25 protein-coding genes are annotated in these 26,721 nt (G+C 42.1%); 21 read left to right on the top strand and 4 right to left on the bottom strand.

Annotated features, from left to right (window positions below):
* Positions 1-130: 130 nt before the first annotated feature.
* A complete protein-coding gene (locus tag E0F88_RS11260; RefSeq protein ID WP_131958325.1) occupies positions 131-1,309 on the top strand; it encodes a PepSY-associated TM helix domain-containing protein in 1,179 nt (392 codons plus the stop codon).
* 96 nt (positions 1,310-1,405) lie between these two features.
* Here E0F88_RS11260 and E0F88_RS11255 read toward each other — a convergent pair whose 3' ends face one another.
* Positions 1,406-2,230 carry a glycoside hydrolase family 16 protein gene (locus E0F88_RS11255; RefSeq protein ID WP_131958324.1) on the bottom strand — a complete coding sequence of 275 codons (825 nt, stop codon included), beginning with the start codon at positions 2,228-2,230 and terminating at the stop codon, positions 1,406-1,408.
* Positions 2,231-2,469: 239 nt separating this feature from the next.
* Between E0F88_RS11255 and E0F88_RS11250 the strand changes: the two genes are divergently transcribed.
* The 8 genes from E0F88_RS11250 (at position 2,470) to E0F88_RS11215 (ending at position 9,749) form a co-directional block, all read left to right on the top strand.
* Positions 2,470-3,480 (top strand): bile acid:sodium symporter family protein, encoded by a 1,011-nt coding sequence (locus E0F88_RS11250; protein ID WP_131958323.1) that lies wholly within the window; start codon positions 2,470-2,472, stop codon positions 3,478-3,480.
* Positions 3,481-3,511: 31 nt separating this feature from the next.
* Positions 3,512-4,135 (top strand): DUF4230 domain-containing protein, encoded by a 624-nt coding sequence (locus tag E0F88_RS11245; protein WP_131958322.1) that lies wholly within the window; start codon positions 3,512-3,514, stop codon positions 4,133-4,135.
* 48 nt (positions 4,136-4,183) lie between these two features.
* Positions 4,184-5,545: a glutamine synthetase family protein gene (locus E0F88_RS11240; RefSeq protein WP_131958321.1), complete on the top strand. Its 1,362-nt coding sequence runs from the start codon at positions 4,184-4,186 to the stop codon at positions 5,543-5,545.
* Positions 5,546-5,705: 160 nt separating this feature from the next.
* A complete protein-coding gene (gene tnpA, locus E0F88_RS11235) occupies positions 5,706-6,167 on the top strand; it encodes an IS200/IS605 family transposase (protein WP_131958320.1) in 462 nt (153 codons plus the stop codon).
* A 29-nt stretch (positions 6,168-6,196) separates the two neighbouring features.
* Positions 6,197-6,970, top strand: a complete 774-nt coding sequence (locus E0F88_RS11230) for a glucose 1-dehydrogenase (RefSeq protein WP_131958319.1) — start codon at positions 6,197-6,199, stop codon at positions 6,968-6,970.
* Positions 6,971-7,054: 84 nt separating this feature from the next.
* Positions 7,055-8,446, top strand: coding sequence for an aldehyde dehydrogenase family protein (locus E0F88_RS11225; RefSeq protein ID WP_131958318.1), 1,392 nt, complete (start codon positions 7,055-7,057; stop codon positions 8,444-8,446).
* Positions 8,447-8,466: 20 nt separating this feature from the next.
* The gene (locus E0F88_RS11220; RefSeq protein ID WP_131958317.1) at positions 8,467-9,177 is read left to right on the top strand and encodes a glutamine amidotransferase-related protein; all 711 of its coding nucleotides are present in this window, start codon (positions 8,467-8,469) and stop codon (positions 9,175-9,177) included.
* A gap of 53 nt (positions 9,178-9,230) precedes the next feature.
* Positions 9,231-9,749 carry a phosphoribosyltransferase family protein gene (locus E0F88_RS11215; protein ID WP_131958316.1) on the top strand — a complete coding sequence of 173 codons (519 nt, stop codon included), beginning with the start codon at positions 9,231-9,233 and terminating at the stop codon, positions 9,747-9,749.
* Between the two features lie 66 nt (positions 9,750-9,815).
* On the opposite strand, the gene E0F88_RS11210 is transcribed toward E0F88_RS11215, so the two are convergent.
* Both E0F88_RS11210 and E0F88_RS11205 read right to left on the bottom strand, forming a co-directional pair.
* Positions 9,816-11,762 (bottom strand): KUP/HAK/KT family potassium transporter, encoded by a 1,947-nt coding sequence (locus tag E0F88_RS11210; protein ID WP_131958315.1) that lies wholly within the window; start codon positions 11,760-11,762, stop codon positions 9,816-9,818.
* A 93-nt stretch (positions 11,763-11,855) separates the two neighbouring features.
* Positions 11,856-13,202 (bottom strand): Nramp family divalent metal transporter, encoded by a 1,347-nt coding sequence (locus E0F88_RS11205; RefSeq protein WP_131958314.1) that lies wholly within the window; start codon positions 13,200-13,202, stop codon positions 11,856-11,858.
* Positions 13,203-13,439: 237 nt separating this feature from the next.
* On the opposite strand from E0F88_RS11205, the gene E0F88_RS11200 reads away from it, so the two are divergent.
* The 12 genes from E0F88_RS11200 to E0F88_RS11145 all read left to right on the top strand — a co-directional run bounded on the left by E0F88_RS11200 (position 13,440) and on the right by E0F88_RS11145 (position 26,269).
* On the top strand, positions 13,440-14,102 hold the full coding sequence (locus E0F88_RS11200) for a metal-dependent transcriptional regulator (RefSeq protein WP_131958313.1): 663 nt from the start codon (positions 13,440-13,442) through the stop codon (positions 14,100-14,102).
* Between the two features lie 13 nt (positions 14,103-14,115).
* Positions 14,116-15,198: an LptF/LptG family permease gene (locus E0F88_RS11195; protein ID WP_131958312.1), complete on the top strand. Its 1,083-nt coding sequence runs from the start codon at positions 14,116-14,118 to the stop codon at positions 15,196-15,198.
* Positions 15,199-15,201: 3 nt separating this feature from the next.
* On the top strand, positions 15,202-16,110 hold the full coding sequence (locus E0F88_RS11190) for a DMT family transporter (protein ID WP_131958311.1): 909 nt from the start codon (positions 15,202-15,204) through the stop codon (positions 16,108-16,110).
* A gap of 122 nt (positions 16,111-16,232) precedes the next feature.
* Positions 16,233-17,183 carry a glycosyltransferase family 2 protein gene (locus E0F88_RS11185; RefSeq protein ID WP_131958310.1) on the top strand — a complete coding sequence of 317 codons (951 nt, stop codon included), beginning with the start codon at positions 16,233-16,235 and terminating at the stop codon, positions 17,181-17,183.
* Complete coding sequence (locus E0F88_RS11180; protein ID WP_131958309.1) at positions 17,176-18,612, top strand: DUF6056 family protein; 1,437 nt, start codon at positions 17,176-17,178, stop codon at positions 18,610-18,612. The genes E0F88_RS11185 and E0F88_RS11180 overlap by 8 nt, the downstream gene beginning before the upstream one ends.
* Entirely contained in the window at positions 18,599-20,299 is a 1,701-nt protein-coding gene (locus E0F88_RS11175) for a glycosyltransferase family protein (RefSeq protein WP_131958308.1), read from the top strand. Before E0F88_RS11180 ends, E0F88_RS11175 begins: the two co-directional genes overlap by 14 nt.
* Positions 20,300-20,370: 71 nt before the next feature.
* Complete coding sequence (locus E0F88_RS11170; RefSeq protein WP_131958307.1) at positions 20,371-21,315, top strand: glycosyltransferase family 2 protein; 945 nt, start codon at positions 20,371-20,373, stop codon at positions 21,313-21,315.
* Positions 21,316-21,319: 4 nt separating this feature from the next.
* On the top strand, positions 21,320-22,789 hold the full coding sequence (locus E0F88_RS11165) for an MBOAT family O-acyltransferase (RefSeq protein ID WP_131958306.1): 1,470 nt from the start codon (positions 21,320-21,322) through the stop codon (positions 22,787-22,789).
* Between the two features lie 113 nt (positions 22,790-22,902).
* Positions 22,903-23,283, top strand: a complete 381-nt coding sequence (locus E0F88_RS11160; protein WP_131958305.1) for a co-chaperone GroES — start codon at positions 22,903-22,905, stop codon at positions 23,281-23,283.
* Between the two features lie 64 nt (positions 23,284-23,347).
* Positions 23,348-24,376 (top strand): aldo/keto reductase, encoded by a 1,029-nt coding sequence (locus E0F88_RS11155; RefSeq protein ID WP_131958304.1) that lies wholly within the window; start codon positions 23,348-23,350, stop codon positions 24,374-24,376.
* Positions 24,377-24,431: 55 nt separating this feature from the next.
* Complete coding sequence (locus E0F88_RS11150) at positions 24,432-24,896, top strand: hypothetical protein (RefSeq protein WP_131958303.1); 465 nt, start codon at positions 24,432-24,434, stop codon at positions 24,894-24,896.
* Positions 24,897-24,946: 50 nt separating this feature from the next.
* Positions 24,947-26,269 (top strand): DEAD/DEAH box helicase, encoded by a 1,323-nt coding sequence (locus E0F88_RS11145; RefSeq protein ID WP_131958302.1) that lies wholly within the window; start codon positions 24,947-24,949, stop codon positions 26,267-26,269.
* A gap of 54 nt (positions 26,270-26,323) precedes the next feature.
* Here the strand turns inward: E0F88_RS11145 and E0F88_RS11140 are convergent, their stop codons facing one another.
* Entirely contained in the window at positions 26,324-26,716 is a 393-nt protein-coding gene (locus E0F88_RS11140) for a DUF2752 domain-containing protein (RefSeq protein WP_220466266.1), read from the bottom strand.
* Between the last annotated feature and the right edge of the window lie 5 nt (positions 26,717-26,721).

Below are 26,721 nucleotides of genomic sequence, written 5' to 3'. Positions count from 1 at the left end.
AATCCCTGCTAATCTGATCGTTGGCAGGGATTGTTGTTTTGGAGTGAAACAAGCAGTGCGGTTTTTTTATTTAGAATTGGTATAGTTACATTTGTAGTCTCTGGACCATTTTACTGTAATTATTTAAGGGATGACTTTTAAAAAACTGATCGGACAGCTGCATCTATATCTCGGATTAATCTCCGGAATAGTGGTATTCGTCGTTGCCATTACTGGGTGTATCCTTGCATTCGAACATGAAATTAAAAGTTTTACCCAGCCTTATATGTTTGTCGAACCGCCGGCAAACGCGAAATTATTACCTCCCTCAGTATTGCAGGCCAGTGCTGAAAAACATCTGCCTGGCAAAAAAGCCAACGGTATTTTATACGGAATTCCAACCAGAAATGCAGAAGTTGGTTTTTACAATCTTGATCCTGAATATTATTACGTCGTTTACGTAAATCCCTATACTGCAGAGGTTAAAAAAGTATGGAATGAGGATGGGGATTTCTTTCACTGGATTCTTCACGGGCATTATTACGCATGGCTTCCTGAAAAAATCGGACAGGTTGTTGTTGCCAGTTCGACATTGATATTTGTGGTGATGCTGGTTAGCGGGATGGTGCTGTGGTGGCCCAGAAACAAATCGGCTGCTAAACAAAGATTTTCTGTAAAATGGAACGCCGCCTGGCGCCGTAAAAATTATGATCTGCACAACGTGTTTGGCTTCTACGTAATGTCCATCGGACTGATACTGGCTTTAACCGGATTAGTATGGGGATTCCAGTGGTTTTCACAATCGGTTTATACAGTAACAGGCGGGCAAGGTTCCGATGCTTACTACAATCCTACTTCCGACACGACGCAGATTTCGGCAGTTTCAAAACCAATTGAAGCGGTGGATAAGGCGTGGCATGCTTTGCAAAAGGAGTATCCAGGGAATGAAGGAATCAACATATCCACCCCTCATCTGAGGTCAGAATCGATTTACTCTTACGTAAATTTCCGTGCGGGTACTTATTACAAAGTAGATTACAACTATTTTGATCAGCATACAATGAAGCGGATTAAGGCAAACGGACCGTATTCAGGAAAATACAGTGAAGCCAGCTTTGCAAACAAATTGCGCCGGATGAACTATGACATTCACGTCGGCGCAATATTGGGGTTGCCAGGGAAAATTCTTGCTTTTTGTGCCAGTCTGATTTGTGCCAGTTTACCCATAACCGGATTTCTAATCTGGTGGGGCAGAAATAAAAAGAAAAAGCCTGCCAGGAAAAGTCTGAGAAAACTGAAACCGGATCTGGCAGGACGGGAGAATTTTTAAATTAAGACCGGGTCGCCGAAGTGATTAAGAATTAAGATTTTTTTTCCTTCGTAGCTATTAATGTCATCCTCCTTTCCTCCCCAATTTCATTTTCCTTCACTTCTGATAAACTCTCACATAATCAATTTCGTATTTCGCCGGGAATTCTGTTTTGGATGGGTCACCTCCGTTATCTCCGCCTATTGCCATGCCAACTAACATATAGTGTGGCTGACGGAACGGGTTTTTCTTAGGGTCTTTTGCATTATAAGTTTTTTCAAGATCGATGGAGTTAAGCAGCAGGTCGTCGACATAAAGTTTGATGCTTTTTTCATCCCAGTCCATTCTCCAGATATGAAATTTATTTGACCATTCCGGATCGTTAAATTCTGTAATTGGTTTTTTTGTAGTGCTCCATATTCCTTTGTATTGCTCCATCGAACCCCAGACAGCATTTGCAAGCAGGTCACCACGATAATATTCCATGATGTCAATTTCACCGTTTTCAGGCCACTGACCTTCATTTCCTAACGTCCAGAAAGCGGGCCACATGCCGGGGCGGGTATCAATCTTTGCTTTCATTTCAAACCTTCCATATTGCCAGCTTTGTTTTTTTGCAGTGATTATACTTGCTGATGTATATTCAGAATATTCCCTGTTTTCTTTCCAGTGGCTGCTATTGGCAACGTATTTCGGATTTATTACCTTTTCTCTTTTAGCTTCGATAATCAGCTTTCCATCTTTGCAATAAGCGTTGGCATCCTGATACCACTGCTGTTCGTGATTGCGGACAAAGCCCTGTTCGCCTTTCCAGTTTGCAGGATTCGGTTTCCCGTCCATATTAAATTCGTCGGCCCAAACCAGCTTCCATTGCGCATTGGCTGAGTAAAAATTAAAACTAAATAAAGCAAGTAAGAGTAATCCTTTTGTAACTACTGACATGTTAAAAGATTATTAGATCTAACAGAAGTGAATGAATATTTACGCAAAGAAAGTGAAATTACAGGCAAAAAGATTTATTAAGATGTGCCCGATTGAAGCTGGAACGCCATATTTGGGAAAACATTGCGGGCGATTTATTTTCATATTCTTTTAACCTTCTTTTGTACATAATGTAATTGGAAACAGCATATATTACATTAACAAAGATATTTTGATGGCTTAAAGCCTAAGATAATTTCATGAGCACGATTTTAGACACAGCAAAAAAAGCAGGTTTGGATGGTTTTATGCTGGCCCTGATCAGCATGATCGGACTGGCATATCTCTGGCCTTATCCGGGTATGAAAGGGAGTCCGGTCCCGCTTGCTCAAATATCCTCCTATGCCGTTTCACTTATTTTTTTCTTTTACGGATTACGTCTGAGTCCAGACAAACTACGGGCGGGTCTGGTCAATTGGAAACTACATACAATGGTTCACCTTTCCACTTTTGTACTTTTCCCGTTGCTGGCGTTGGCGTTGCGTCCGCTCTTCAAAGGGGAAGATCATCAAATGATGTGGCTGGCTATTTTCTTTTTAACAGCTTTGCCTTCTACCGTTTCTTCTTCGGTTGTGATGGTTTCGATTGCCGGTGGCAACATTCCTGCCGCTATTTTCAATGCCAGTATTTCCAGTTTAATTGGTGTGTTTATTACTCCCCTGTGGATGGGATTGGTGCTGGATACGGGTTCGGGGAATTATGATTTGATGTCAGTAGTCGGAAAGCTTTCTTTACAAGTACTATTGCCGGTGACGCTTGGGATTTTGATGAACAAAAGCTGGGGCTCAATCGCTGAAAAATATAAAAAATACATTCGTTATTTCGACCAGTTTTCGATTCTGCTGATCGTTTATACATCGTTTTGTGAATCATTTGGCGAGCACCTTTTCAGTGAGTTCGAGGCAAAGGATATCATATTTTTAGGTATGGGAATGCTGGCTTTGTTTTTTGCCGTTTATTTTCTGCTGACTTTTTTTTGCCGGTCACTGGGTTTTAGTAAAGAAGATGAAGTGACAGCTGTATTCTGCGGATCAAAAAAATCGTTGATACAGGGAGCGGTCATGTCAAAGGTTTTATTTTCAGGTGCGCATGCGGGCGTGATGCTTTTGCCAATTATGCTTTATCATGCTTTGCAATTAATTTCTGCAAGCATCATTGCGCAGCGTATGGCAAGGCAGCAGCAGGAAGAAATAGAGCGTTTATCTGAGTAAGCAGTACTGTTGTTAATTTAAAATAATTTCTATGCGATTGTTGTCGTGGGCAGTACGTTTAATCGTATTGGTGCTTTTACTGGTGGGAATGAAAACCTTGTGGAATAACTTCCGGAACGGCGACTGGCTGCCCGATTTCCTGAGTGGTGAAGATAAAACTGAGACCCTGCATACAGTGGTTCTGCAGGAAATCACGGCGATGGGGAAACTTGAACTTGTTAAGTACAATTTCAAGGATGTGGTGGAACAGGAGATCGTAAAAATGTGGCTTCCCAATGCAAAAGCCATTTTAATCGTTCAGGGAGAAGCCATAGGTTGCGTGGATTTAACCAAAATCAGGATCGCAGACATTACATCCGAACAGGAAACGCTGGTTGTACACATGCCTGAACCGGAATTGTGTGTTTTTAAAATTGATCACGAAAAATCCAGGGTTTACAATACCGAATATGCCTTTACCGAAGAAGCCAAACTCGTGCAGGATGCCTATAAACAAGCCGAAAAGCAGATTCAAAAGTCGGCTTTGGATATGGGTATTTTAAAACAAACCGAAGAAAATGCAACAAAGATTTTAACGCCCATGCTGGAAAAGGCATCAGGCAAAAAAGTATTGTTGAAATTTCCGATGAATGCGAAAATAGAGAAATTAAGATAATGTGATTGTCCACACTAAACAAGGCGGCTGTCTTGATAACAGAAGTATATGCTTACACTGGAAGGATTTAAGCAGCTTGTCAAAGATGGCATGCTGGAAACAGTAGTTGTTGCTTTTACAGATCATTACGGCCGGCTCATGGGAAAACGGGTGGATGCTGAGTTTTTTCTGGAAACCGTTCTGGATTCGGGGACCCATGGCTGCAACTATTTGCTGACAACCGATATGACAATGGAGCCTGTGCCCGGTTATAATTATGCCAACTGGGAACTGGGTTACGGCGATTTTCACATGGTTCCGGACATCTCCACGCTTCGCAAGGCTTCCTGGCTTGATAAAACAGCGATGGTGCTCTGTGATTTGCATAATGAAAAAACGCATCAAACCGAATCAATCGCACCGCGATCTATTCTAAAAAAACAGCTGGATTTACTTGCTGAGCAGAATCTTAACTGTTTTGCAGCATCGGAGCTGGAATATTATCTTCTGGAAAATACTTACAGACAAGCCTTTGAGCAAAATTACCATAACCTGAAACCCGCCGGTTATTACCTGGAAGATTACAATATTCTTCAGGGAACGAGAAATGAGAAATACACATCTGCAGTGCGCCGTCATTTAAAAGATTCCGGAGTGCCGGTTGAAACTTCGAAAGGAGAATTTGGTTTGGGTCAGCATGAAGTAAATGTCAAGTATTCTGAAGTTTTGACCATGGCAGACAATCATGTTGTTTATAAGCAGTGCCTGAAAGAAGTTGCGGATGTAATGGGTTTGTCGGTAACTTTTATGGCAAAGTTTGTAACGGATCAAGCCGGTTCGAGTAGTCATATTCACATGAGTTTGTGGAAGGATGGGAAAAATGCTTTTGTGGGAGATCAGGAATTCGGGCCGGTGAAGGGTTCGGATATTTTTAGGTGGTTTTTGGGAGGATGGATAAAACATGTGTCTGATGTGATGCCTTTTTATGCGCCAACGATCAATTCCTATAAGCGATTTGTAGACGGTTCATGGGCTCCCACCAGGCTTGCATGGAGTTATGACAATCGTACAGCCGGCTTTCGAGTGGTAGGAAGAGGAGCGAGTTTGAGGATTGAATGCAGGATCCCGGGTGCAGATTGTAATCCATATCTGGCATTTGCCGCTTCTCTTGCATCGGGTCTGGACGGGATTAAAAATAAGATTGAACCACCGGAATGTTTTATCGGAGACATTTATGCGGCAGCCCACTTGCCGAGAGTACCGTATACCTTACATGAAGCGACAGCATTATTTGAAAATAGTGAATTTGCGAAAAGTACATTTGGGATTGAAGTAGTGGAGCATTACAGTCATTTTTTCAAAAGCGAGCAGCAGGCCTATGACAAGTCAGTGACGGATTGGGAGCGGAGAAGATATTTTGAGCAGATATGAGTTAACACAAGGAATAGTATCAAAAAGTGGTTATGATTTTAAGTAAAATTTGGCCACGTAATGGCCTCCTGTTTATAGAAAGAATGTATTTGAAATTTTCAGAGCTACGTAGTAGCTTCCTGTAGTAAAAAGCAATAACACACACTAATCAAAAATAGAAATGGCAAACACTTTTTCTCAAATTTATTTACAATTTGTATTTGCAGTGAAAAACAGGCAGAGTCTTATTCCAAAGGAACACAAAGAAGAGCTGCATAAATATGTGACTGGATTAGTACAAAATCGGAAAGCGAAGATGTTGGCTGTTCATTGTATGCCCGACCACACGCACCTCTTTGTTGGTTTCAAACCTGTTATTAGTATATCAGATTTCGTAAAGGAAATAAAAGTTGAAAGTAACGAGTTTATAAACAGTAAGAAATGGACAAATCAGAAGTTCTCCTGGCAAGAGGGGTATGGAGTGTTTTCCGATTCTCACTCCCATATTAATCTCGTTATCAAATATGTAATAGGTCAGGAAGAACATCATAGTAAACGAACATTTCGATCAGAATATCAGGAATTTCTAAGAAAATTTGAAATTCAATATGAAGAAAATTTCTCATTCGATTTTTTTGATTAAGTAAATCTGAAACCATAACACCACATAAAATGCGTTTAGAAAATAAAGTAGCCCTAATTACCGGCGGGAGCGGCGGTATCGGCCGTGAAACGGCATTGTTGTTCGCAAAAGAAGGTGCGAAAATTGTCGTTACGGATGTAAATGATGCGGCTGGACAGGAAACTGCCGACGAAGTTAACGCCAACGGCGGTGAAGCTTATTTTCTGCATTCTGATGTATCCAAGGCCGCAGACTGTGAAGCGGCGGTTATTTTTGCTGAAGATAAATTCGGTAAGCTGAATATCATTTTCAACAATGCAGGTATTATGCATAGTGATGATGACAACGCCATGACAACCGAGGAATCCATCTGGGACCTCACGATGAATATCAACGCAAAAGGTGTTTTTCTGGGTTGTAAATATGGGATTCCGGCTTTGCAGCGCGCAGGCGGTGGATCAATTATCAATACGGCATCATTCGTTGCAATTCTTGGTGCAGCCACACCGCAGATTGCTTACACGGCAAGTAAGGGTGCTGTTTTGGCACTGACAAGAGAACTTGCCATCATTCATGCCCGCGAAAATATCCGTGTAAATGCACTGTGTCCGGGACCTTTACGTACAGAACTGCTGATGAAATTTTTAAATACCGAAGAAAAAAAACAAAGACGACTTGTTCACATTCCGATGGGCCGTTTTGGAGAAGCCAAAGAGATGGCCTATGCAGCACTCTTCCTGGCATCCGATGAATCATCGTTTGTAACGGGTACAGATTTTCTGGTTGACGGAGGAATTACCTCTGCTTATGTAACACCACTTTAAAAGGAAAAAGGGAAAAACGGACGAGGGAGAAAGGATTGATCATCCGTACTCCATAGCTCCTTCCTCCCTTTTTTCATCAATTTTATGTCTACTCAAAAAACAATAAGCCCGGTAGATGGCTCGGTTTATGTCGAACGGGAGCTGGCGGATAATGCACTGGTAGAAGTCACCTTGACGAAAGCGGTTTCTGCCCACAAGGATTGGCGAAAAACTTCGCTGGCTGAGCGGGAAACAGTTTGCCGGAAAGCAGTTGCGTATTTCTTAAACAATGCCGATGAAATTGGTCAGGAACTTACCTGGCAAATGGGGCGGCCTATCCGTTATACTGCGAATGAGATCAGGAAAGGATTTAAGGAACGTGCTAACTACATGATTTCGGTTGCAGGAAAAGCATTGGCTGATGTTGAGGTTGAAGAGATTCCCGGATTCAGGCGTTTCATCCGGCGTGATCCGCTGGGCGTTGTGTTTGTGGTAGCGCCCTGGAATTATCCTTACTTAACTTCTGTCAATTCTGTGATTCCGGCCATCATGGCTGGCAATGCTGTTATTTTAAAACATGCACAGCAAACACCGCTTTGTGCCGAACGTTATGCTGCTGCTTTTGAATACGCAGGTTTGCCAGACGGGGTTTTTCAGTATTTACATTTAAGTCATCAGCAGGTGGCAGACGTGATTGGTGATGAAAGAATTGATTACGTGGCTTTTACCGGCTCGGTTGAAGGAGGTCATGCTGTTCAGGATGCTATCAACAAACGTTTTATTATAGGCGGGCTTGAACTGGGCGGAAAAGATCCTGCCTATGTACGCGCAGATGCGGACATAGCCGATGCCGTTGAAAATCTTGTCGACGGTTCGTTTTTTAATTCCGGGCAGTCGTGCTGCGGAATTGAGCGCATTTATGTTCACGAAGAGGTATATGAAAAATTCATACATGGTTTTGTGGAACTGACAAAAACCTACACGCTTGGCGATCCGCTGCATGCTGATACTACATTAGGTCCTATGGTTAAATCTTCTGCGGCGACTTTTGCACAAAAACAAATTGACGAAGCCGTAGCACAGGGTGCAAAGGCATTGATCGATCCAGACCTTTTTTCTGCCAATATACCGGGTTCTCCTTATCTGGCTCCTCAGGTTTTGGTGAATGTTGATCATTCAATGGATGTGATGACGGAAGAAACATTTGGGCCGGTTGTTGGGATCATGTCGGTTAAAAGTGATGAGGAAGCGATCCGGCTAATGAATGATAGTCAGTATGGTTTAACTGCTTCTATCTGGACGACGGACCTGGACGCTGCCCTTGCGATAGGCGAACAGGTTGAGACCGGAACCTGGTTTATGAACCGCTGCGATTATCTGGATCCTGCTCTCGCCTGGACAGGAGTTAAAAATTCTGGTCGTGGCTGTACTTTGTCGACAATTGGTTATGAAGCGCTAACCAGACCCAAGTCTTTCCATTTGAAGATTAATAAATAGGCCTGCTGTTTTAAAAAGATATGAAAATTGGATTACTGGAATGTGATCATGTTCGTGAGGAATTGCTACCTATTGCGGGCGATTACCGGCAAATGTTTCCGGCTTTGTTTGCGCAGGTTGCTCCCGATTGGCAATTTAACTTTTACGATGTCTTTAACGGTTTTTTTCCTGAATCTCCTGATGAATGCGATGTTTACATTTGTACAGGTTCCAAAAATTCTGTTTATGATGGGGAAGACTGGATTTTCAGGCTCAAAGATTTTGTAAAACTGATATACCAGTCGAATAAAATTTTCGTGGGTGTCTGTTTTGGACATCAGATGCTGGGGGAAGTGCTGGGAGGAAAGGTGGAAAAAGCACCGGTCGGCTGGTGTGTTGGCGTTCACAGTTTCAAACTTCTTCAGGAAGAAAGCTGGATGGTTCCCGCACAAAACGACTTTAATTTACTGATGATGTGTCAGGATCAGGTTGTGCAATTACCTGTTGGTGCTAAACTTTTGGCCCGAACAGCTGATTGTCCGCACGCCATGTTCACCATTGGCAAAAATATGCTTGGTTTACAAGCTCATCCGGAATTTCCGAAAAATTATGACAAAGCTTTGATGCAGCTTCGTGTGGATAGAATAGGGGAAAGTAAAGTGAAATCCGGCATTGCAAGTCTGGAATTACCTACTCATGAATTGCTGGTTGCGGATTGGATCAGGAAATTTGTGGAAGACGCATTGAAATAGAATCACGGGTATTGTTAATTTTACCCCTTGATCAGTACATACTAAAATAATTCATGACCGATAGCAGCACCACGCCACGACGTCAGATTTTGACTTCGCATGAGACAAACCAGAAGATCCGTCGTATCGCTTTTGAGATTTACGAACAGAATTTCGAAGAAACCGGAATCATTCTGGCAGGGATAGCCGGACAGGGTTATGAATTCGCCAAACGGTTGACTGCCGAACTTCAAGCCATTTCTCCATTAAACTTGCAGCTGATTGAACTTCGTTTTGACAAACATATTCATTACCAAAGCCCGATTTTATTTGATAAGGAAACTGTGGTTGATAATCAGGTTGTAGTGATTACAGATGACGTTTTGAATACCGGTCGTACACTCGCTTTTGCATTAGAACCCTTCCTGAAAGTTCGTATGAAGAAAGTACAGGTAGCCGTCGTCGTAGACCGCAGCCATCATCTTTTTCCAATTCACGCCGATTACGTTGGCTATTCATTAAGTACGACAATCAGCGAGCATGTAGAGGTAGTGCTTAGTAATCCGGAAGAGGAGGGAGTTTACTTGAAGTGATACTCTTGTAAATAAAAAAAATGCCCTCAAATCAAAAATCGAAATGAGGGCATTTTTTATGGAAGTTTAGCTATAAACCCTCCGGAGCTTGATGTTCTCTACCGGCCGGATAATAAGCGGTACCTTTTCTATTTTGACAGAGCTGCTGTCCAGTCCAAACCATTTGTCTTCCGGAGTTGTAAAGTCCTTCACAAAAAAATAAGTTTTCATCACCATCTGCTCAAAGAACGGAAGATCGTTTTCAAAAGAAAGGAAACGCTCCAATACAACGAATCGGAAATCTCCGGAGATATTCTGGCGGTTCAATGATTCGTAGCGACTGGTAATATCCACTTCCTTGTTCATTACCATGTCTTCAACAACCTTCCTGAAAAACAGGTTAATACGCTGATCGACACGGAAGCCGAGCCTGAAATTGATTTTGATTACATTATCATCATCATCGTCATCGGCCATTACTTTGTATTCCATTGTGTATGGATCATCAGTGGTATCCACATGCAGGAACCAATAAATATCCGCACGTTTGGGCCGTTTTTGAAAAATTGAATAAATAACCTTCGTTTCAATTTCGCTGGCACGCGAGGCATTCGTCATGAAAACCAAATGCGTTGCGTATTTCGGGATACTGATATCACGGCTTAGTTCATGTAAAGCAGGAACAAATTTGTCGAGCTTGGTATATTCAGTAAGCCGTAGTTTAATATAAAATGCACGTAACCAGACAGTCATTAATCCGGCCACCAACACGCCAATCAGAATTGTAAACCAACCTCCATGCGTGAATTTCAACAGGTTAGCTCCCAGGAACATGCCTTCGATGAACAGATACAGCAGCATAAAAGCAATGACAATATACAGGTTCACCCGCTTCATATACAAGTAGTAGGAGAACAGGATTGTTGTCATGATCATGGTCAGCGTAATGGCCAGACCATAAGCCGCTTCCATGTTTGATGATTGGCGGAAATACAAAACTACACCAGTACAACCCAGCCAAAGCAGCCAGTTGATACTTGGAACATATAACTGACCTTTCTGATCACTTGGGTAAACCAATCTTACTTTTGGCCAGAAGTTGAGACGTATTGCTTCTGAAATTAAGGTAAATGAACCCGTAATTACCGCCTGGCTCGCAATAATTGCCGCCAGGGTTGCAATAACTACGCCCGGCAAAAGCCACCATTCAGGCATAATTTCGTAAAAAGGTTTACGGCCTTCCAGCAGATTTCCTAATTCAGAAATTAACCAGGCACCCTGTCCAAAGTAGTTTAAGAGAAGGCAGATCTTGACAAAAATCCAGCTGATACGAATGTTTTCCCGTCCGCAATGTCCTAAGTCAGAGTATAATGCTTCCGCTCCTGTGGTACACAGAAACACTGCACCAAGCATCCAGAACCCGCCAGGATGATTTGTTAGCAGGTCAAAGCCGTATTTTGGATTAAAAGCTTTTAAAATTTCAGGATGTTTCAAAACCTGAAACAGACCAAGTGTGCCAAGCATCAGAAACCAGGTAACCATAATCGGCCCGAAAGCGCGTCCGACCACTTTTGTTCCAAATGCTTGAATTACAAAGATTAAGGTTAAGATGCTGATAACGATCGGAATCGTCTGTATGTCAGGATAAATAAGCTGTAAACCTTCAACAGCAGACGAAACAGAAATTGGCGGAGTAATAATCCCATCGGCAAGCAGTGTACTTCCTCCGATCACAGCGGGAACAGTAAGCCATTTGGCATGTTTTCTGACCAATGCATAAAGAGCAAAAATCCCGCCCTCACCACGGTTGTCTGCCCGTAGAATCAGAATAACATATTTAACAGTTGTCTGTAAAGTAAGTGTCCAGAATATGCAGGAGATAGAGCCGTAAATAATTTCTTCTGTAATTCTTTCGCGAAGGATAATTGCCTGCATTACATACAGAGGCGATGTTCCGATATCTCCGTATATAATTCCAAAGGCGATAAGTATCCCGGCAGCGGAAACCTTATCTAATTTATGCTTGGGTTCCATTTATTTATTTTAAAAAAACGGCGAAAGGTAGGAAACCCCAGGCAAAGAAGAAACAGCAATACTGAAAATTAATACGCAGGCACTTGTTAAAGCTTAAAAAAGTGTCCGGTAAAGCAGGATAACGTTTAACGCTATGATCACCAGCGTAATAATCCAGCTGATGATAGTTAGCATCCCGGAATTGGCAAAACGTCCCATGATTTTGTGGCTCGATGTAAAAAAAACCAACGGAACTACCGCAAAACTAAGCTGTAAAGAAAGGATGACCTGACTTAGTACCAATAGTTCAGCCGTACCTCTTTCGCCATAAAGAGTTGCAACAACCAAGGCAGGAACAATTGCTATTCCCCTGGTGATCAGTCTGCGTAGCCAGGGTTGTAAACGGATATTTAAGAATCCTTCCATGACAATCTGTCCCGCGAGTGTACCCGTAAGCGTTGAACTTTGTCCGGAAGCAAGCAATGCCAGTGCAAAGAATATTCCTGCCAGACTTACACCTAAAATCGGATCAAGCAGATGGTAGGCGTCGGTAATGTCGGCAACCTCAAAATGTCCGTTTTTATGAAATGCCGTTGCCGCAAGCACAAGTATTGACCCGTTGATAAAAAACGCGAGACCCAGTGAAACAGTTGAATCGATCGTAGCGAATTTGATTGCTGATTTTTTTCCTTCGTCATCCCTTTTGAAAGCACGTGTCTGTACAATACTGGAATGCAGGTAAAGGTTATGTGGCATCACCGTTGCGCCCAAAATTCCGATTGCGATGTACAGCATTCCGGGATTTGTAATAATCTCTGTTTTAGGAAGTAAGCCGCCAAGCATACCTGAAACAGAAGGTTGTGACACAATCATTTCATATACAAAGCTTAACAAAATGATCCCCATCAAGCCTGCAACAATACTTTCGATGATCCGGAAACCTTTTTGCTGAAAATATAAAACAATCAGGACATCAAAGGCCGTGAAAAGCACACCAACAGGTAGCGGCAGCCCGAACAGCAGGTTTAAAGCAATGGCCGAACCAATTACTTCGGCAAGATCGGTGGCCGCAATTGCGATTTCCGAAAGAACCCAGAGAACAAAAGAAACTGGTTTTGAAAAATTATCACGGCAGGCCTGTGCAAGATCTCTTCCGGATGCTATTCCTAACTTCAATGACAAATGCTGAAGAAGCATTGCAAACAAATTGGATATTAAAATAACCGAAAGCAATGTGTAACCAAAACGGGAACCTCCTTCTATATCAGTTGCCCAGTTTCCCGGGTCGATGTAACCCACGGCTACCATTAAACCGGGACCAGTAAACGCCAGCAGCTTTTTCCAGAAACCTGCACCTTCCGGTACTTCAATCGATGAGTGCACTTCCGACAACGACGCTAACAGTTCCGGTTGTCCGGGAATATTTTCCTGAGAAGCTTTTACTTTAAAATTTTCAAACATTTTAAGACTATCTTAACAAAGCGGTTTGGTTTGCTGAAAACAAATATAAATAATAATTTAAATATATTTTTAGGTTAATCTAAATTTTTTTAAATCCGATTTGAAAATTGTACTTTTGCGGAGTGTTCAATTTAAGGACGATAGTTTAAAATGTTTGTTTCAGGCAAACACGAAAGCCATATTCCTTTCCTTATTTAAAGTTTACAGCTAAAAGCGTACCGCCAATAGCTAATATTTATGCAAAATTCCTTCACAGAAGAAAATTATTTAAAAATTATCCATGCACTTTCAGGCCGTGAAGGCCAGGAAGTGAGTACCAATGCTTTAGCTGAAAGTACAAGCACGCGTGCAGCTTCTGTGACGGATATGTTACGTAAGCTGGCAGATAAAGGATTAATCCACTATAAAAAATATCAGGGTGTAAGGCTTACCGAAACAGGGGAAAAAGTTGCTATCAATGTGATTCGGAAGCATCGTCTGTGGGAAGTTTTCCTGGTGGAAAAGCTTGGTTTTGGCTGGGATGAAGTGCATGATATTGCCGAGGAAATGGAGCATATTCCATCTGACGAACTCGTTGAAAGACTGGATGCATTTTTGGGGCATCCGCGTTTTGATCCGCACGGAGATCCGATTCCGGATGCCAAAGGCAACCTGACGGAACCTGATTACTTGATATTAACAGATGTGAGTCTTGGTGAAAAAGTCCTGATGATGGGCGTTCTCGACCATGCTCCTTCATTTTTACAACATTTGGATCGCTCCGGGATTACGCTGGGTTGTGTGATCGAAATAACAGAAATTAACGAATATGACAAGTCGGCTTCTGTACGGATCAATGGCAGTCATTCGTTGTTCATTAGTCTTGAGGTTTCTAAAAATTTATTAGTACAGCGCCGATGAGACTAAACCAGCCATGAGATTAAAAATACTCGATCGTTATCTGATCAAAAATTTCCTGATTACCTACGTCTTCGTTGCTTTTGTGATCGTACTGATCATCTGCATGATCGACTACACAGAAAAGGTAGATGACTTTTTGGATAAAAAAGCACCACTCCGGGCAATTATTATTGACTACTACCTCAATCTTATTCCATACTGGATCAATTACATCAGCCCTTTGATGGTATTTATTGCAACGGTATTCTTCACCTCCCGCATTGCAGCCCGGACTGAAATTATTGCCATGCTGAGCAGCGGAATCAGTTTTGGAAGAATGCTGCTGCCATACATGGTAGGTGCGTCGATTCTGGGGGTTGTTACTTTTATACAGGTTGGCTGGATTTTGCCGCTGGCCAACAAGGTGCGTAACAACTTTGAAAAAACGTATGTAAAAAATGAATTTTATTTCAGCGGCAGAAACGTCCACATCACCATTGCGCCGGATGTTTATGCCTATCTTGAAAGCTACAACACAGCCAGTAAGACGGGTAATAAATTTACCATGGAAACAATAAAGGGCAATGCCCTCACACAAAAGTTTTCAGCCGATAAAATAGTTTGGCAACCCAAAAAAGGTAAATGGACGTTACAGAATTACCAGATCAGGACACTGGACAGTTTGGGTGAAAAAATTAAAACAGGCACAGAAATTGACACCACAATTAACCTATCCCCCCGGGATTTTGAAAGTGATTATAACCTTTTTGAAACTTTTACCCTTCCCGAGTTAAACAATTATATCGATCTTCTTAAAAGCCGCGGAGCCGACGGGCTGGAAGTTTATCTGATTGAAAAATACATCCGGTTTACCCAGCCGTTTGCCATACTTATTCTTACCGCCATTGGTGTGATCGTTTCTGCACGAAAAAGCAGAAAAGGTGTAGGCTGGCAAATTGCCCTCGGATTCATGCTTGCCTTTATTTACATATTGTTTTTCCTTTTATCAAAAGGTGTGGCAGAAGCAGGTACCATTAACACATTGTTTGCCGTTTGGCTTCCTAATATTGTGTTCTCATTTATAGGATTGATCCTCTACAAAACACTGCCAAGGTAATTCATGTCAAATTCTACCGGTTTTAAATCTTACCTGCATCTTCATTTTCTCGTTCTTATCTGGGGATTTACGGCAATTGTCGGACTGATGGTGACCATATCACCGGTTACGCTGGTGTTTTACCGGACGCTGTTTGCAGCCATCGGTCTGGGCATAATTATCCTAGTTCAAAAAAAGAAATTCACCGCTAACCGGAAAGATGTACTTAGAATGTTCGTGGTTGGCTTTTGCCTTTCTGCCCACTGGATGTTGTTTTTTGCTTCGGCCCGTGTTTCTACGGCTTCCGTTTGCCTGGCAGGTATGGCCACTACTTCCCTGTGGACAAGTCTTATCGAGCCCCTGGTAAACAGCCGTCCGGTGAAACTGCTCGAAGTAGGACTTGGTTTGCTTGCTTTTGCTGGACTTTATGTTGTCTTCAAATTTGAATTTAATCACGCACTGGGGCTTGGTCTGGCATTGGCAGCTGCGTTACTCGCCGCAATTTTTACTGTTGCCAACAGCCGTTTTGTACAAAAAATTGATGCTTATACCATTACTTTTTATGAAATGGTGGGTGCTACATTCTTTTCCTTTTTGATGACGGGAATATTCAGATGGGTAGGGTGGGCAGGCAGTGAGCCGGTTCGGCCAAATGGACAGGATTGGCTCTGGATATTGTTTCTCGCGTTGATTTGCACAGTTTATGCAAGCACGATGGCTACGCATCTGATGAAACAATTTTCAGCATATCTGGTCAATCTGACCATCAATCTCGAACCTGTATATGGTATTGCTCTGGCCTTTTTCTTTTTCAGGGAAAAGGAGCGAATGACACCGGGATTTTACTGGGGTACGCTGCTAATTCTCATGGCGGTACTTTTGTATCCGTTTTTAAGCAGTAATATTTTTAAATCTCAGGAAAAGCAGGCGTAAAAATCTCTTCTTCATCCTGATGAAGTCCTGCCTTTCGCAAATCAGGAGTTCGAAGATCAGGTGTAAAACTCGAAATCAAATAATAACCACTATTTTTGTCCCGTTAACCAAACAGCGATTAAATGAAGCCTGCACGCCTGCTCTTAGTAATACCATGTTACAATGAGGAAGCAATTTTGCATTTAACGTATTCAGCATTAAAAGTTTATTACGACGAAATAAAAACAAAAGGGCTAATTGCGGCGGATAGTAAATTGTGCTTTGTTAACGACGGCAGCCGGGACCGTACCTGGGACATTATCGAAGAGCTGTCTGAAAAGGATAAAGATGTAATGGGCGTGAAGCTGTCCAGAAACTTTGGACATCAAAGCGCGATTATGGCTGGCCTGGAAAATAATATCAATGACTTTGATTGTTTTATTACCATCGATGCAGACTTGCAGGACGACATCAATGCCATAACGGGCATGATCGAAAAACACCGGGAAGGCGCAATGGTGGTTTACGGAGTTAGAGGGGACAGGAGCTCCGACAGCTGGTTTAAACGATCTACAGCTGAAGGTTTTTATGTTTTAATGCAAAAAATGGGTGTTCCGGTTGTGTTCAATCACGCAGATTTCAGGTTGATGGATCGCCGCGTTTTGCAGGAACTTGGAAATTTCAAAGAAATCAACCTGTTTCTCAGGGGCATTGTTCCGCTGATCGGTTTTAGAAATGATAAAGTAGTATACAATCGTCTGGAACGCCAGGCCGGGGAAACCAAATATCCTCTCAGTAAAATGCTTTTGTTTGCATGGAACGGGATCACCTCGTTTTCTACATTTCCAATGCGGCTGGTGCTTTATTTCGGCGTGTTTAACTTCGTTATTGCGATGGCGATTGTTGTTTATATTTTGGCATCTTATCTGGTTGGATTCACCGTTCCGGGCTGGACTTCAACGATGCTTCCGCTAACATTTTTTAGCGGCTCCAATATGATGGCATTGGGCCTTATAGGTGAATACATCGGCAAGATTTACGAAGAAGTAAAAGGCCGGCCGCGTTACATTATTGAAAAAATTGTCAATGAATAAATTTTATAGAAAGTACAGAATCCTAGGAAATTGGGTAAATATTTTAATGATGGTAAGTGTTTTGCTGCCATTATTAGCGCTGTCCTATTACAATCATCCATCTGTCGCAGATGACTATTGTTATATTTTTAACGTTTTTTCAAAGGGCTGGCCGGCAGCGATGAATCAATACTACACGGAATGGACTGGTCGGTATTTTGGAATTCTTCTGAATCACTCAAATCCTCTTTTGTTTCATTCTGTTAAAGGGTTTAAAATACTACCGGTCGTTTTGTTAATTGCCTTAATATTTGCTTTATACAGCTTGTTCCGTCATCTGACACCAACTTTGTCGCGTATTGCACATCTTGGTTTTGCAAGCGTTGTCTTTTATTTGTACATCCTGAAAATGGCGAGTATCTCAGAAGCCTTTTACTGGATGGCCGCTTTTGTAACCTACACTGTTCCTAACATTTTTACTTTATTATGGATTGTGCTTGTACTTCGCTGGTATCGCCAGGATACGCAATCAGGTAAGATTTTGGTAGGTGTTGTTTCTGCCTTTCTACTTTTCGCGGTTATCGGAAGTAGTGAGACAAACCTGCTAATCATAGTTTTGCTGGTAGGAGCATGGTGGGTTTATCGCTTGCTTTTCCATCGGAAGGTTGATATTTTGATGATTGCCACAATTGCGGTTACCGCTGTATCGTGTTATTTTTATTTTAGTTCACCCGGAAATCAGGCACGTATCGGTGGCAATCCTTTGGGAGGAAATGTGGTGTTCTCATTTGTTGCTTCTTTTAAGAAGCTGGCTATTCTAAGTTTTGACTGGATTTTCAGGACACCGCTTATCTTATTTTCGTTTGCCTGGGTTGTCGTTCTTTCTAGGCTTTCTTCAGGCGCAAGAAATTATTTTTCCATTCCGGTATGGTATGCGGTTTTACTGTACGTGGGTGTACTTGCTGCACAGCTTTTCCCGTCGTATTACGGTGTTGGTATTGAACCTACGCCCCGGGTTATTAACTGCGTTTATTTCTTTTTTCTGATTGGCTGGTTTTACGTAATAGGCGTAATATTCCATTATTTCAAAAAAGGAAGTGTATCCGGATTCAGTTTTTCAATGCTCAGATATGGTATCGTTTATGTTGCACTGCTGGTTGTAACCGGACTTTCCTTTTACCGAAGCCCCAATGTTAGGCTCATTTATACGGATTTATTAAGAGGAAAGGCGGCAGCTTTTGACAAGGAGATGAATAGTCGCTATGCGGTAATAAAAAATTCGAAAGAAGCCATAATTTATCTACCGCCAATTAAGGCCAAACCATTTTCTATTTTCTACGACGATGATATTAAAATAAAAAGTCAATCAAATACGTGGAATTGGTGTTTGGCCGGTTATTTCGGAAAAGAGGCTATTTACTTGAAAGAAGAATCAATTGGAAAGGAATAAAAAGCTTTTGCTTGGGGTGGCAGGACTGCCCGTTGTGATCTGGGTGTTTATTATTTTAAGCTTCTCAGTAAATGTTCCCTGGTTTGACGATTTTGATCCTTTTCCGGATTTTCTTCGTCAATGGATTTATACCGAAACGATTGCTGGACAGGTAAAACTACTTTTTCAACCCAACAACGAGCACCGGATGGTGGTCGGAAAGCTGGTAACGCTGCTATACTACAAGGTTACGGGCAATCTTAATATTACGTTTCTGCACATAGCAGGAGCATGTTTTACATTGGGAACCTTATCTTTGTTTTGGTCGGCGTTCAAAAAAAGCAATCTGAATCTCTGGTATTTTTTACCGGTTCCTTTCTTGCTGTTTCAATTTCAATATCACCTCGTTTTTCTGTGGGCAATATGCAGCTTACAGCATCAGCCTGTTATATTTTTTGTTAGTCTTGCGATGTATCTGCTGGTCAAAAACCGGTTTAGCTGGGCTGTGCTTGCAGCAATCTGTGCTACATTCGCCATGAGTAACGGGATTTTTGTCTGGGTTGCCGGAGCTGCCATACTCTTGCTCAGAGCAAATTACCGCCAGCTTACTTTCTGGTGTATTGCAGGTGCTCTGGCCGTGAGTTTCTACTTTTTTGGAATGTCAGCTCAGGGAAATGAATCCAGTTTTGACTTTTTTGTAAAAAATCCCCATCTGTCTGTTTTTGGCTTTTTTGCCTTTTTGGGTGGTTTGTTTGATCTTTTCCCTGAGAAAGCTATTTTTATCCGATCGGTATTGCCTGTGATTATGGGGTTAGCTGTCATGATCTGGGTAGGAATCTGGTTGTATGCAATCCTTTCATCCTGGTTAAACAAAACATTTAACTGGCAATTAAAGATGTCTGCTTTTGCAAAACAGCCGTCTGATACCGGTAAGAATTCTTTTCAGGAATTTTTATTTGGCATCATGGTTTTCCTGCTAGTTAATGCCTTGGTTATTGCTTTACTGCGACCGCGTTTTGGATTTTTTGTGATGATTGTAAGTAACTATAAATTGTATCCGGCGCTGTTTTTGGTCGTCGCTTATCTTTCTTTTGTGTCATCTGGTGTCAGAGTTGGTTTGCAAAAAAGAGGTTTTCAGCTCGTCACGTATGTTAGTATCCTCATCTGGCTTATTTCGGTTTACACCTATTTGCCTTCGATCATTGAACGTCGGAAATATCTTCTGGCAAACGCCTATAACCAGGAACACAATGGGTTTGGATTAGGTCATGTGCCGTTCTCGCTGAGCGCAGCCTATGTGGATGAACTGATGAAAGAGATGGTGGAAAAAGGGATTTATAGTTTTCCAAGCGAAAAAGACAAACTGGCTAATACAATAGCTAAAATTACGGCAGCAAATAATCAGGAATTTAAAGTTAATACAGTTGATCAGCAGAACGGTGTTTTAATTGAGTGTTCTGAGTCGCCTGTAAGTTTTGCGAGAAATGCCGGACAATACGCTTTTGTACGCAACGAGTCGAAGCTTTATATCTTCAAATTAACGCAAAACCGCTACTCAGGCCGTAATATATTCAGGCAATATGATAAAGGATCTTCGGTTGAAGTTCCGTTTGCAGCGCTTCAGTCGGGAACATATAAGCTCGGTGTGATCAATTTTAACGATGATACATCTCAGGGCAGGATTTTAAGAGATATTACGATCCCTTGAATAAATGAATTTTCCGAAATTCTGTGAAAGGTGTATTTTTGCCGCCGTTGATTTAATTTAAACAAAGCATTTTGAAAATTCCGCAAATATCCATCGTTGCCCCTCTGTATAACGAATCTGAGACCTTTCCGATGCTTGTTGAACGTATCAATGCATTGATGGATTCCAGTCCGCTGGCAATTGAAGTTGTGCTTATTGATGACGGAAGTAAAGACGATACGGCTATGCGCATCCGCCAGCTGGCTCTTACCGACGAAAGATATCACGGAGTTTTGCTATCCCGGAATCATGGACATCAGCTGGCATTAACAGCTGGAATTGCCTGTGCAAAAGGAACCGAGGCCTTGTTTGTCATCGACGGAGATTTGCAGGATCCGCCTGAGTTGTTGCCGGAGTTTTATAAGCTCTTGAAGGAAGGAAATGATGTAGTGTATGCGGTTAGAAGAAAAAGAAAAGAAGGTTGGTTAAAACGAACCGGATATTATCTCTTTTACCGTTTACTTCGTTCTGTTTCTTATGTAGAAATTCCTTTGGACAGCGGAGACTTTGCCCTGATCAGCAGACGTGTTGTAGATGTTTTAAATAAAATGCCGGAAGAAAGCCGTTACCTGCGCGGCATGCGGTCGTGGGTTGGATTTAAACAGACCGGATTTGAATATGAGCGTGACGCCCGTGCTGCGGGTGAGTCCAAATACTCGTTAAAACAATTATTGGGACTTGCTTACAACGGCATATTTAATTTCAGTGAATTCCCGATCAAGTTTATGAGCAGAACAGGGGTGTTGGCCATTCTGATATCATTGATCTATTTTATTACGGTTGTTATAAAAAAACTCTTTTTCGTACAGGTGGTTGAAGGTTTTACCGCATTGCTTTTTGTGATCATTCTTTTTAGCGGTGTGCAGCTTCTTGCATTGGGGATCATTGGAGAATATGTACTGAGGATATTTTTTCAGTCAAAAGGTCGTCCTTTGTACATTGTAAAAGAAGAGATTATCAATCGCGAGTACATCTGATCCGATGCTATTTAATTCCATTCATTTTATACTGTTTTTTATTGTCGTTACACTGGCTTATTTCAGCCTGTCGTGGCGTGGCCGCTGGATTCTGCTTTTAGCAACCAGCTGCTACTTCTACATGGTTTTCAAACCGGCATTTATCCTGATTCTTTTCGGGACGATTGTCATAGATTATTATGCAGGGATATGGATTGCTAAAACGGAGGATAAGAAACGAAGGCAGCTTCTGCTTGTAATAAGCCTGATTTCCAATATCGGAATACTCGCTTTTTTTAAATATTATGATTTTGGAAGAGGATCGGTAAATGATCTGCTCAACTTCTTTGATCTGAGATCAATCGTTCCGCCTCTTACGCGTTTGTTGCCTGCCAGTGTTTCACAATGGATGGTGAATGGAGCAGGAGAGGTACTTTTGCCAATAGGGTTGTCTTTTCATACCTTCCAGGCGATGAGTTACACCATTGAGGTCTACCGGGGCAATCAGAAGCCGGAGCATCATTTTGGTATTTATGCGCTTTATGTCATGTTTTACCCACAGCTTGTTGCGGGACCAATTGAGCGCCCGCAGAACATGCTTCACCAGTTTCATTCTTATTTTAAATATGATTTTGAACAGGTAAAAGCCGGGCTGATGCAAATGGCATTCGGGATGTTCAAAAAAATCGTAATTGCTGACCGACTCGCCGAAGTGGTGAATCATGTGTACGATAATCCGGCCGAGCAGAATGGTATTTCTCTTTTGATAGCAACCGTTTTTTTTGCGTTTCAGATTTACTGTGATTTTTCGGGTTATTCTGATATTGCCATTGGTGCAGGGCGGGTGATGGGTTTCACTTTAATGGACAACTTTCGCTCACCTTACGAATCCGCATCGATTGCTGAATTCTGGGGGCGGTGGCATATTTCACTTTCAACCTGGTTTAAAGATTATTTATACATACCGTTAGGCGGAAACCGGAAGGGTGAGTACACCAAATATCGGAACCAGTTTATTGTATTTCTTGTCAGCGGATTGTGGCATGGTACAAGCTGGAACTACGTAATCTGGGGAGGATTACATGGTACTTATCAGGTAACAGCCGCTTTGCGCGACAAATGGCTGAAGAAATCCGGAATGGCAATACCCCAAAACGGATTTCTGAAAATCCTGAGTATCATTTTCACCTTTATTCTCGTCACCATTGCCTGGGTATTTTTCAGGAATGATAAAGCACCTGTGGAGCGTTCGTTCACTATTTTGCAAAAGATCTTCACTCTATCCTGGCAGGAAACATTACATACACCGTTCAATGCTGTGGAAATGTGTTTCTGTGTTTTTCTGATTGTTTTTCTTTTGGTTAAAGAACATTTTTATCAGACTATTTCAACAAAAAATACAACCGCGTTTTATGTTCTTTTTAGCTCCATCGCCTTTCTAACGTATTTTTTTGGGGTTGTGACGGAGAACCAGTTTATCTATTTTCAGTTTTAGTAAAAACTGTCAGTCGCGGGTAAACATTTGCGATTAAAATTTTGTTGAAACTTAGCAAAGCTGTCAAATCAATGTATTTACAGCTTTATTAATTACCCATTAGTATCAGAAATATGTACGAAGTAACAGCCGACAACCGATTGAGAAAATTAATAATTGTAGGAGACCGGGTTTTGATTAAGCCAAAAAGTCCTTCGGACCGAACCAACAGCGGGCTTTATCTGCCGCCTACAATTACTGAAAAAGAGCAGGTTCAAAGCGGATATGTGATTAAGGTTGGTCCCGGTTATCCCATCCCTTCTTCTTCCGAGGATGAACTCTGGAAAGAAACCGAAGAAAAGGTGAAATATATGCCGCTGCAATCAATGGAAGGTGATGTTGCCATTTATCTTCAGCGCAACGCGATTGACCTGGAATACGACGGCGAAAAATATGTAATCGTTCCACAGGCATCTATTCTAATGCTTGAGCGTTCGGAAGATCTTTATAATTAATTTCACTAAAAGCTTCAAGCATGGCCAGGGAGCTTACAGCTAAAAGCGAATACCTTACAGCTAAATGAAATACAAATTTCTTGGAAGCACCGGTGTCCTTGTTTCCGAACTGTGTTTTGGAACGATGACATTCGGCGGAGACGGCTATTGGGAAGCCATTGGTAAATTACAGCAGGAAGAAGGAACCGGTTTGGTGAAAACTGCCTGGGAAAGCGGGATCAATTTCTTTGATACCGCAAATGTTTATTCCTATGGAAAATCAGAGGAGATTCTTGGACAGGCAATCAAAGATCTTGGTATAAAAAGAAGTGAGGTTGTGATTGCTACCAAGGCAAGAGGACGAATGGCCGCGGGTGCAAACCAGATCGGCTTGTCGCGTTTGCACATCATGGATTCTGTAAATGAAAGTCTGCAAAGACTTGACACCGATCATATTGATCTTTTTTATATTCATGGGGTTGATAAAGAAACCTCGCTGGAAGAAACCATGCGCGGACTTGAAGATATCGTACGTTCCGGCAAAGTGCGGTACCTGGGTGTCAGTAATCATGCTGCCTGGCAGATCATGAAGGCGAATGGAATTGCGGATAAAAATGGCTGGACACGTTTTGTGGCCTGTCAGCATTATTACACCATTGCAGGAAGAGACCTTGAAAGGGAATTGGCTCCGATGATGGAAGATCAAAATCTGGCGCTGATGCCGTGGAGCCCGCTGGCAGGAGGTTTTCTCTCGGGAAAATATACAAGGAATAATGAAAGCTCCGGAGACAACCGCCGGGATTCATTTGATTTTCCTCCGATTAATAAAGATAAAGCATACGATATCATCGATGTTATACAGCCCATTGCTGTGGCTCACTCGGTTTCGGTTGCACAAATTGCCTTGTCCTGGCTTCTGCACCAGAAAGCGGTCACAAGCGTGATAATCGGCGCTAAAAGACCGGAACAGCTGCAGGACAATATTGCCGCTACTTCGGTAACACTTTCAGAGGATGATCTGGCTAAATTAAATGAAATAAGTGCTTTGGAAGCAGAGTATCCGGCCTGGATGCTCGAAAGACAAGCCAGGGACAGAGTTCCGACAGATAAATAATTCTATATTTGAGCAGCTTATCGGGCTGCTCTTTTTTTGTACTAAACCTTCTGTAATGATTTATCTTTTATGGTCTGTTCTGAACCTGGCCGCACTGATATGGTTCCTCTTTATTTGTTTTGGTGTTTTAAAACTGATCCGTCAGGATATGGGACTCGGCGCGGTCGTAATTTTTGTCATTGGCAGTTTGTCGCTTATAAGTAATTCTGTAAAGAACAGGAAGCCGGATTTGCCTTTTGGGAGAGTTGTTAAGAATGAAAAAGTGGAAACGTTTCAAATTAAAAGTGGTCTGCTGTATCATATTGACCTGATGTATATTCTGCCCGATACTATGGGCAAAGAAATAAAAAGTACAACAGTAAAATACGGCGTTGTCATCGGCCATGAATGGAAACCGGCTTTTTCCCAGGTTAATTTTAAAAAAGGTCACCTTCATTATTATGCCGTGGGTATGCATGAATGGAAATTTATGGGACTTACGTTATACACCGAAGACGTTGAGCTGAAGGGAGTAAAATGAAATAATTGCTCCGACGCTGATTTAGGTTTGGGAACCAGTACCTTTGTGGCATGTCAGATCAGGAAAATTTAACAGCCACGCTTTCCGGGCTTGGGATTTCAGCATTAAACGAAATGCAGGAAGCGACCCTCAGTGCAATACAGGAAAACAACGAAGTACTCTTACTCTCGCCGACAGGTTCAGGGAAAACGCTCGCCTTTCTTTTACCCATACTTTCGCTTTTAGAAAAAGACGTTGATCAGGTTCAGTGCCTGGTGATTGTTCCAACAAGAGAGCTTGCTTTGCAGATTGAACAGGTTTGGCGGAAAATGTCAACCGGTTTTAAAGTGACCTGCTGTTATGGCGGACATGATATGCAGACAGAAATCAGAAGCCTGACCGAGCCGCCGGCATTGCTGATCGGAACACCGGGAAGACTGCTGGATCACATGCACAGACAATCTTTTTCATATCGGGGTATAGTGACGCTCGTGTTGGATGAATTTGACAAATCACTTGAACTGGGTTTTCAGGAAGAGATGACTGAGATCGTCAGAAACCTGCGGAATGTCAAAAAGAAAATCCTGGTGTCGGCTACCGAAGGTCCGAAAATACCGGGTTTTGTAAGTTTTCATTCGCCGGTTGAAGTTGATTTTATTACCAATAAAAATACCAAAAGCGGTCTGACGGTTGTACAGATTTTATCTGAAAAACGGGATAAAATGGATACGCTGATCCAGCTTTTGAGTTATCTGGGTGCAGAATCCACAATGATTTTTTGTAATCTCCGGGATTCGGTCGAACGTATCAGTGCTATACTAAAAGATGCCGGAATTGACTGTGCCTTTTTTCATGGAAAACTGGAACAGGAAGACCGGGAACGAACTTTAATCCGTTTCAGGAATGGTTCGGTATTGTATCTGGCGGCTACCGACCTTGCTGCGCGCGGACTTGATATTCCGGATATGAAGCATGTGATCCATTTTGAGCTGCCTCTGAAGGGCGATGAGTTCACACACCGAAACGGGCGTACAGCACGTATGCTGACCGAAGGAACTGCTTATGTATTGATGAATACCGAAGAGCGTCTTCCCGAATATATTACTCCCAAACCGCAGATTCTGGAATTGCCTACAAGGTTAAAACTGCCTGCTGTTTCCAACTGGGCGACAATCTACATCAGCGGTGGTAAAAAGAACAAACTCAATAAAATGGATATTGTAGGTTTTCTTTTGCAGAAAGGGAAACTTGAAAAACAGGATTTGGGATTGATTGAAGTAAAGGATACCATCTCTTTTGCAGCCGTCAATAAAAGCAAAGTGAAATCCATGCTTGCTTTGATTGCCGAGGAAAAAATGAAGGGTAAAAAGTTTAAAATTGAGGTGGCAAGATAAAAGGAATTAGGGGAGGATGGAGGCAAGGTAGGATGGACTACGGGGTGGTTGAATTCAAATAAGATTTCTCAGTAGCGTAAAGGAAATTACCAAGATTAAAGTAATGATCTGTATGTTTCGTTTACGAAGAAAAATATAGGATGGACGCGGATGGAATAATTCTGCCATCAGCGTATAACTTAAAATAATCAAAACCGGAAAAACCAGCGCATTAAATTGTAATGCTTCCCGGAAGTTTCCATGCAGCAATTGGTGAAATGCCCGTTGTCCGCCACATCCCCAGCACTGCCATCCGGTGATGCTATTAATCCAACAAGTCATTCCGATCCCGCTATCAGCAGGATCGGAAAAATAATAAAAGAGCACAACGCTGATCGCGGTCAGAGCGATCAGCGCTTTTTTTAATGCTACATAGGAAGTTGCCTGGGTAAGTAACAAATTATTCATATCCG

The sequence above is a fragment of the Dyadobacter psychrotolerans genome (genome assembly GCF_004349265.1).
GTDB lineage: Bacteria > Bacteroidota > Bacteroidia > Cytophagales > Spirosomataceae > Dyadobacter > Dyadobacter psychrotolerans.
Note: the sequence above shows the minus strand (reverse complement) of the source record. Positions and strands in the feature narration are given on the sequence as shown.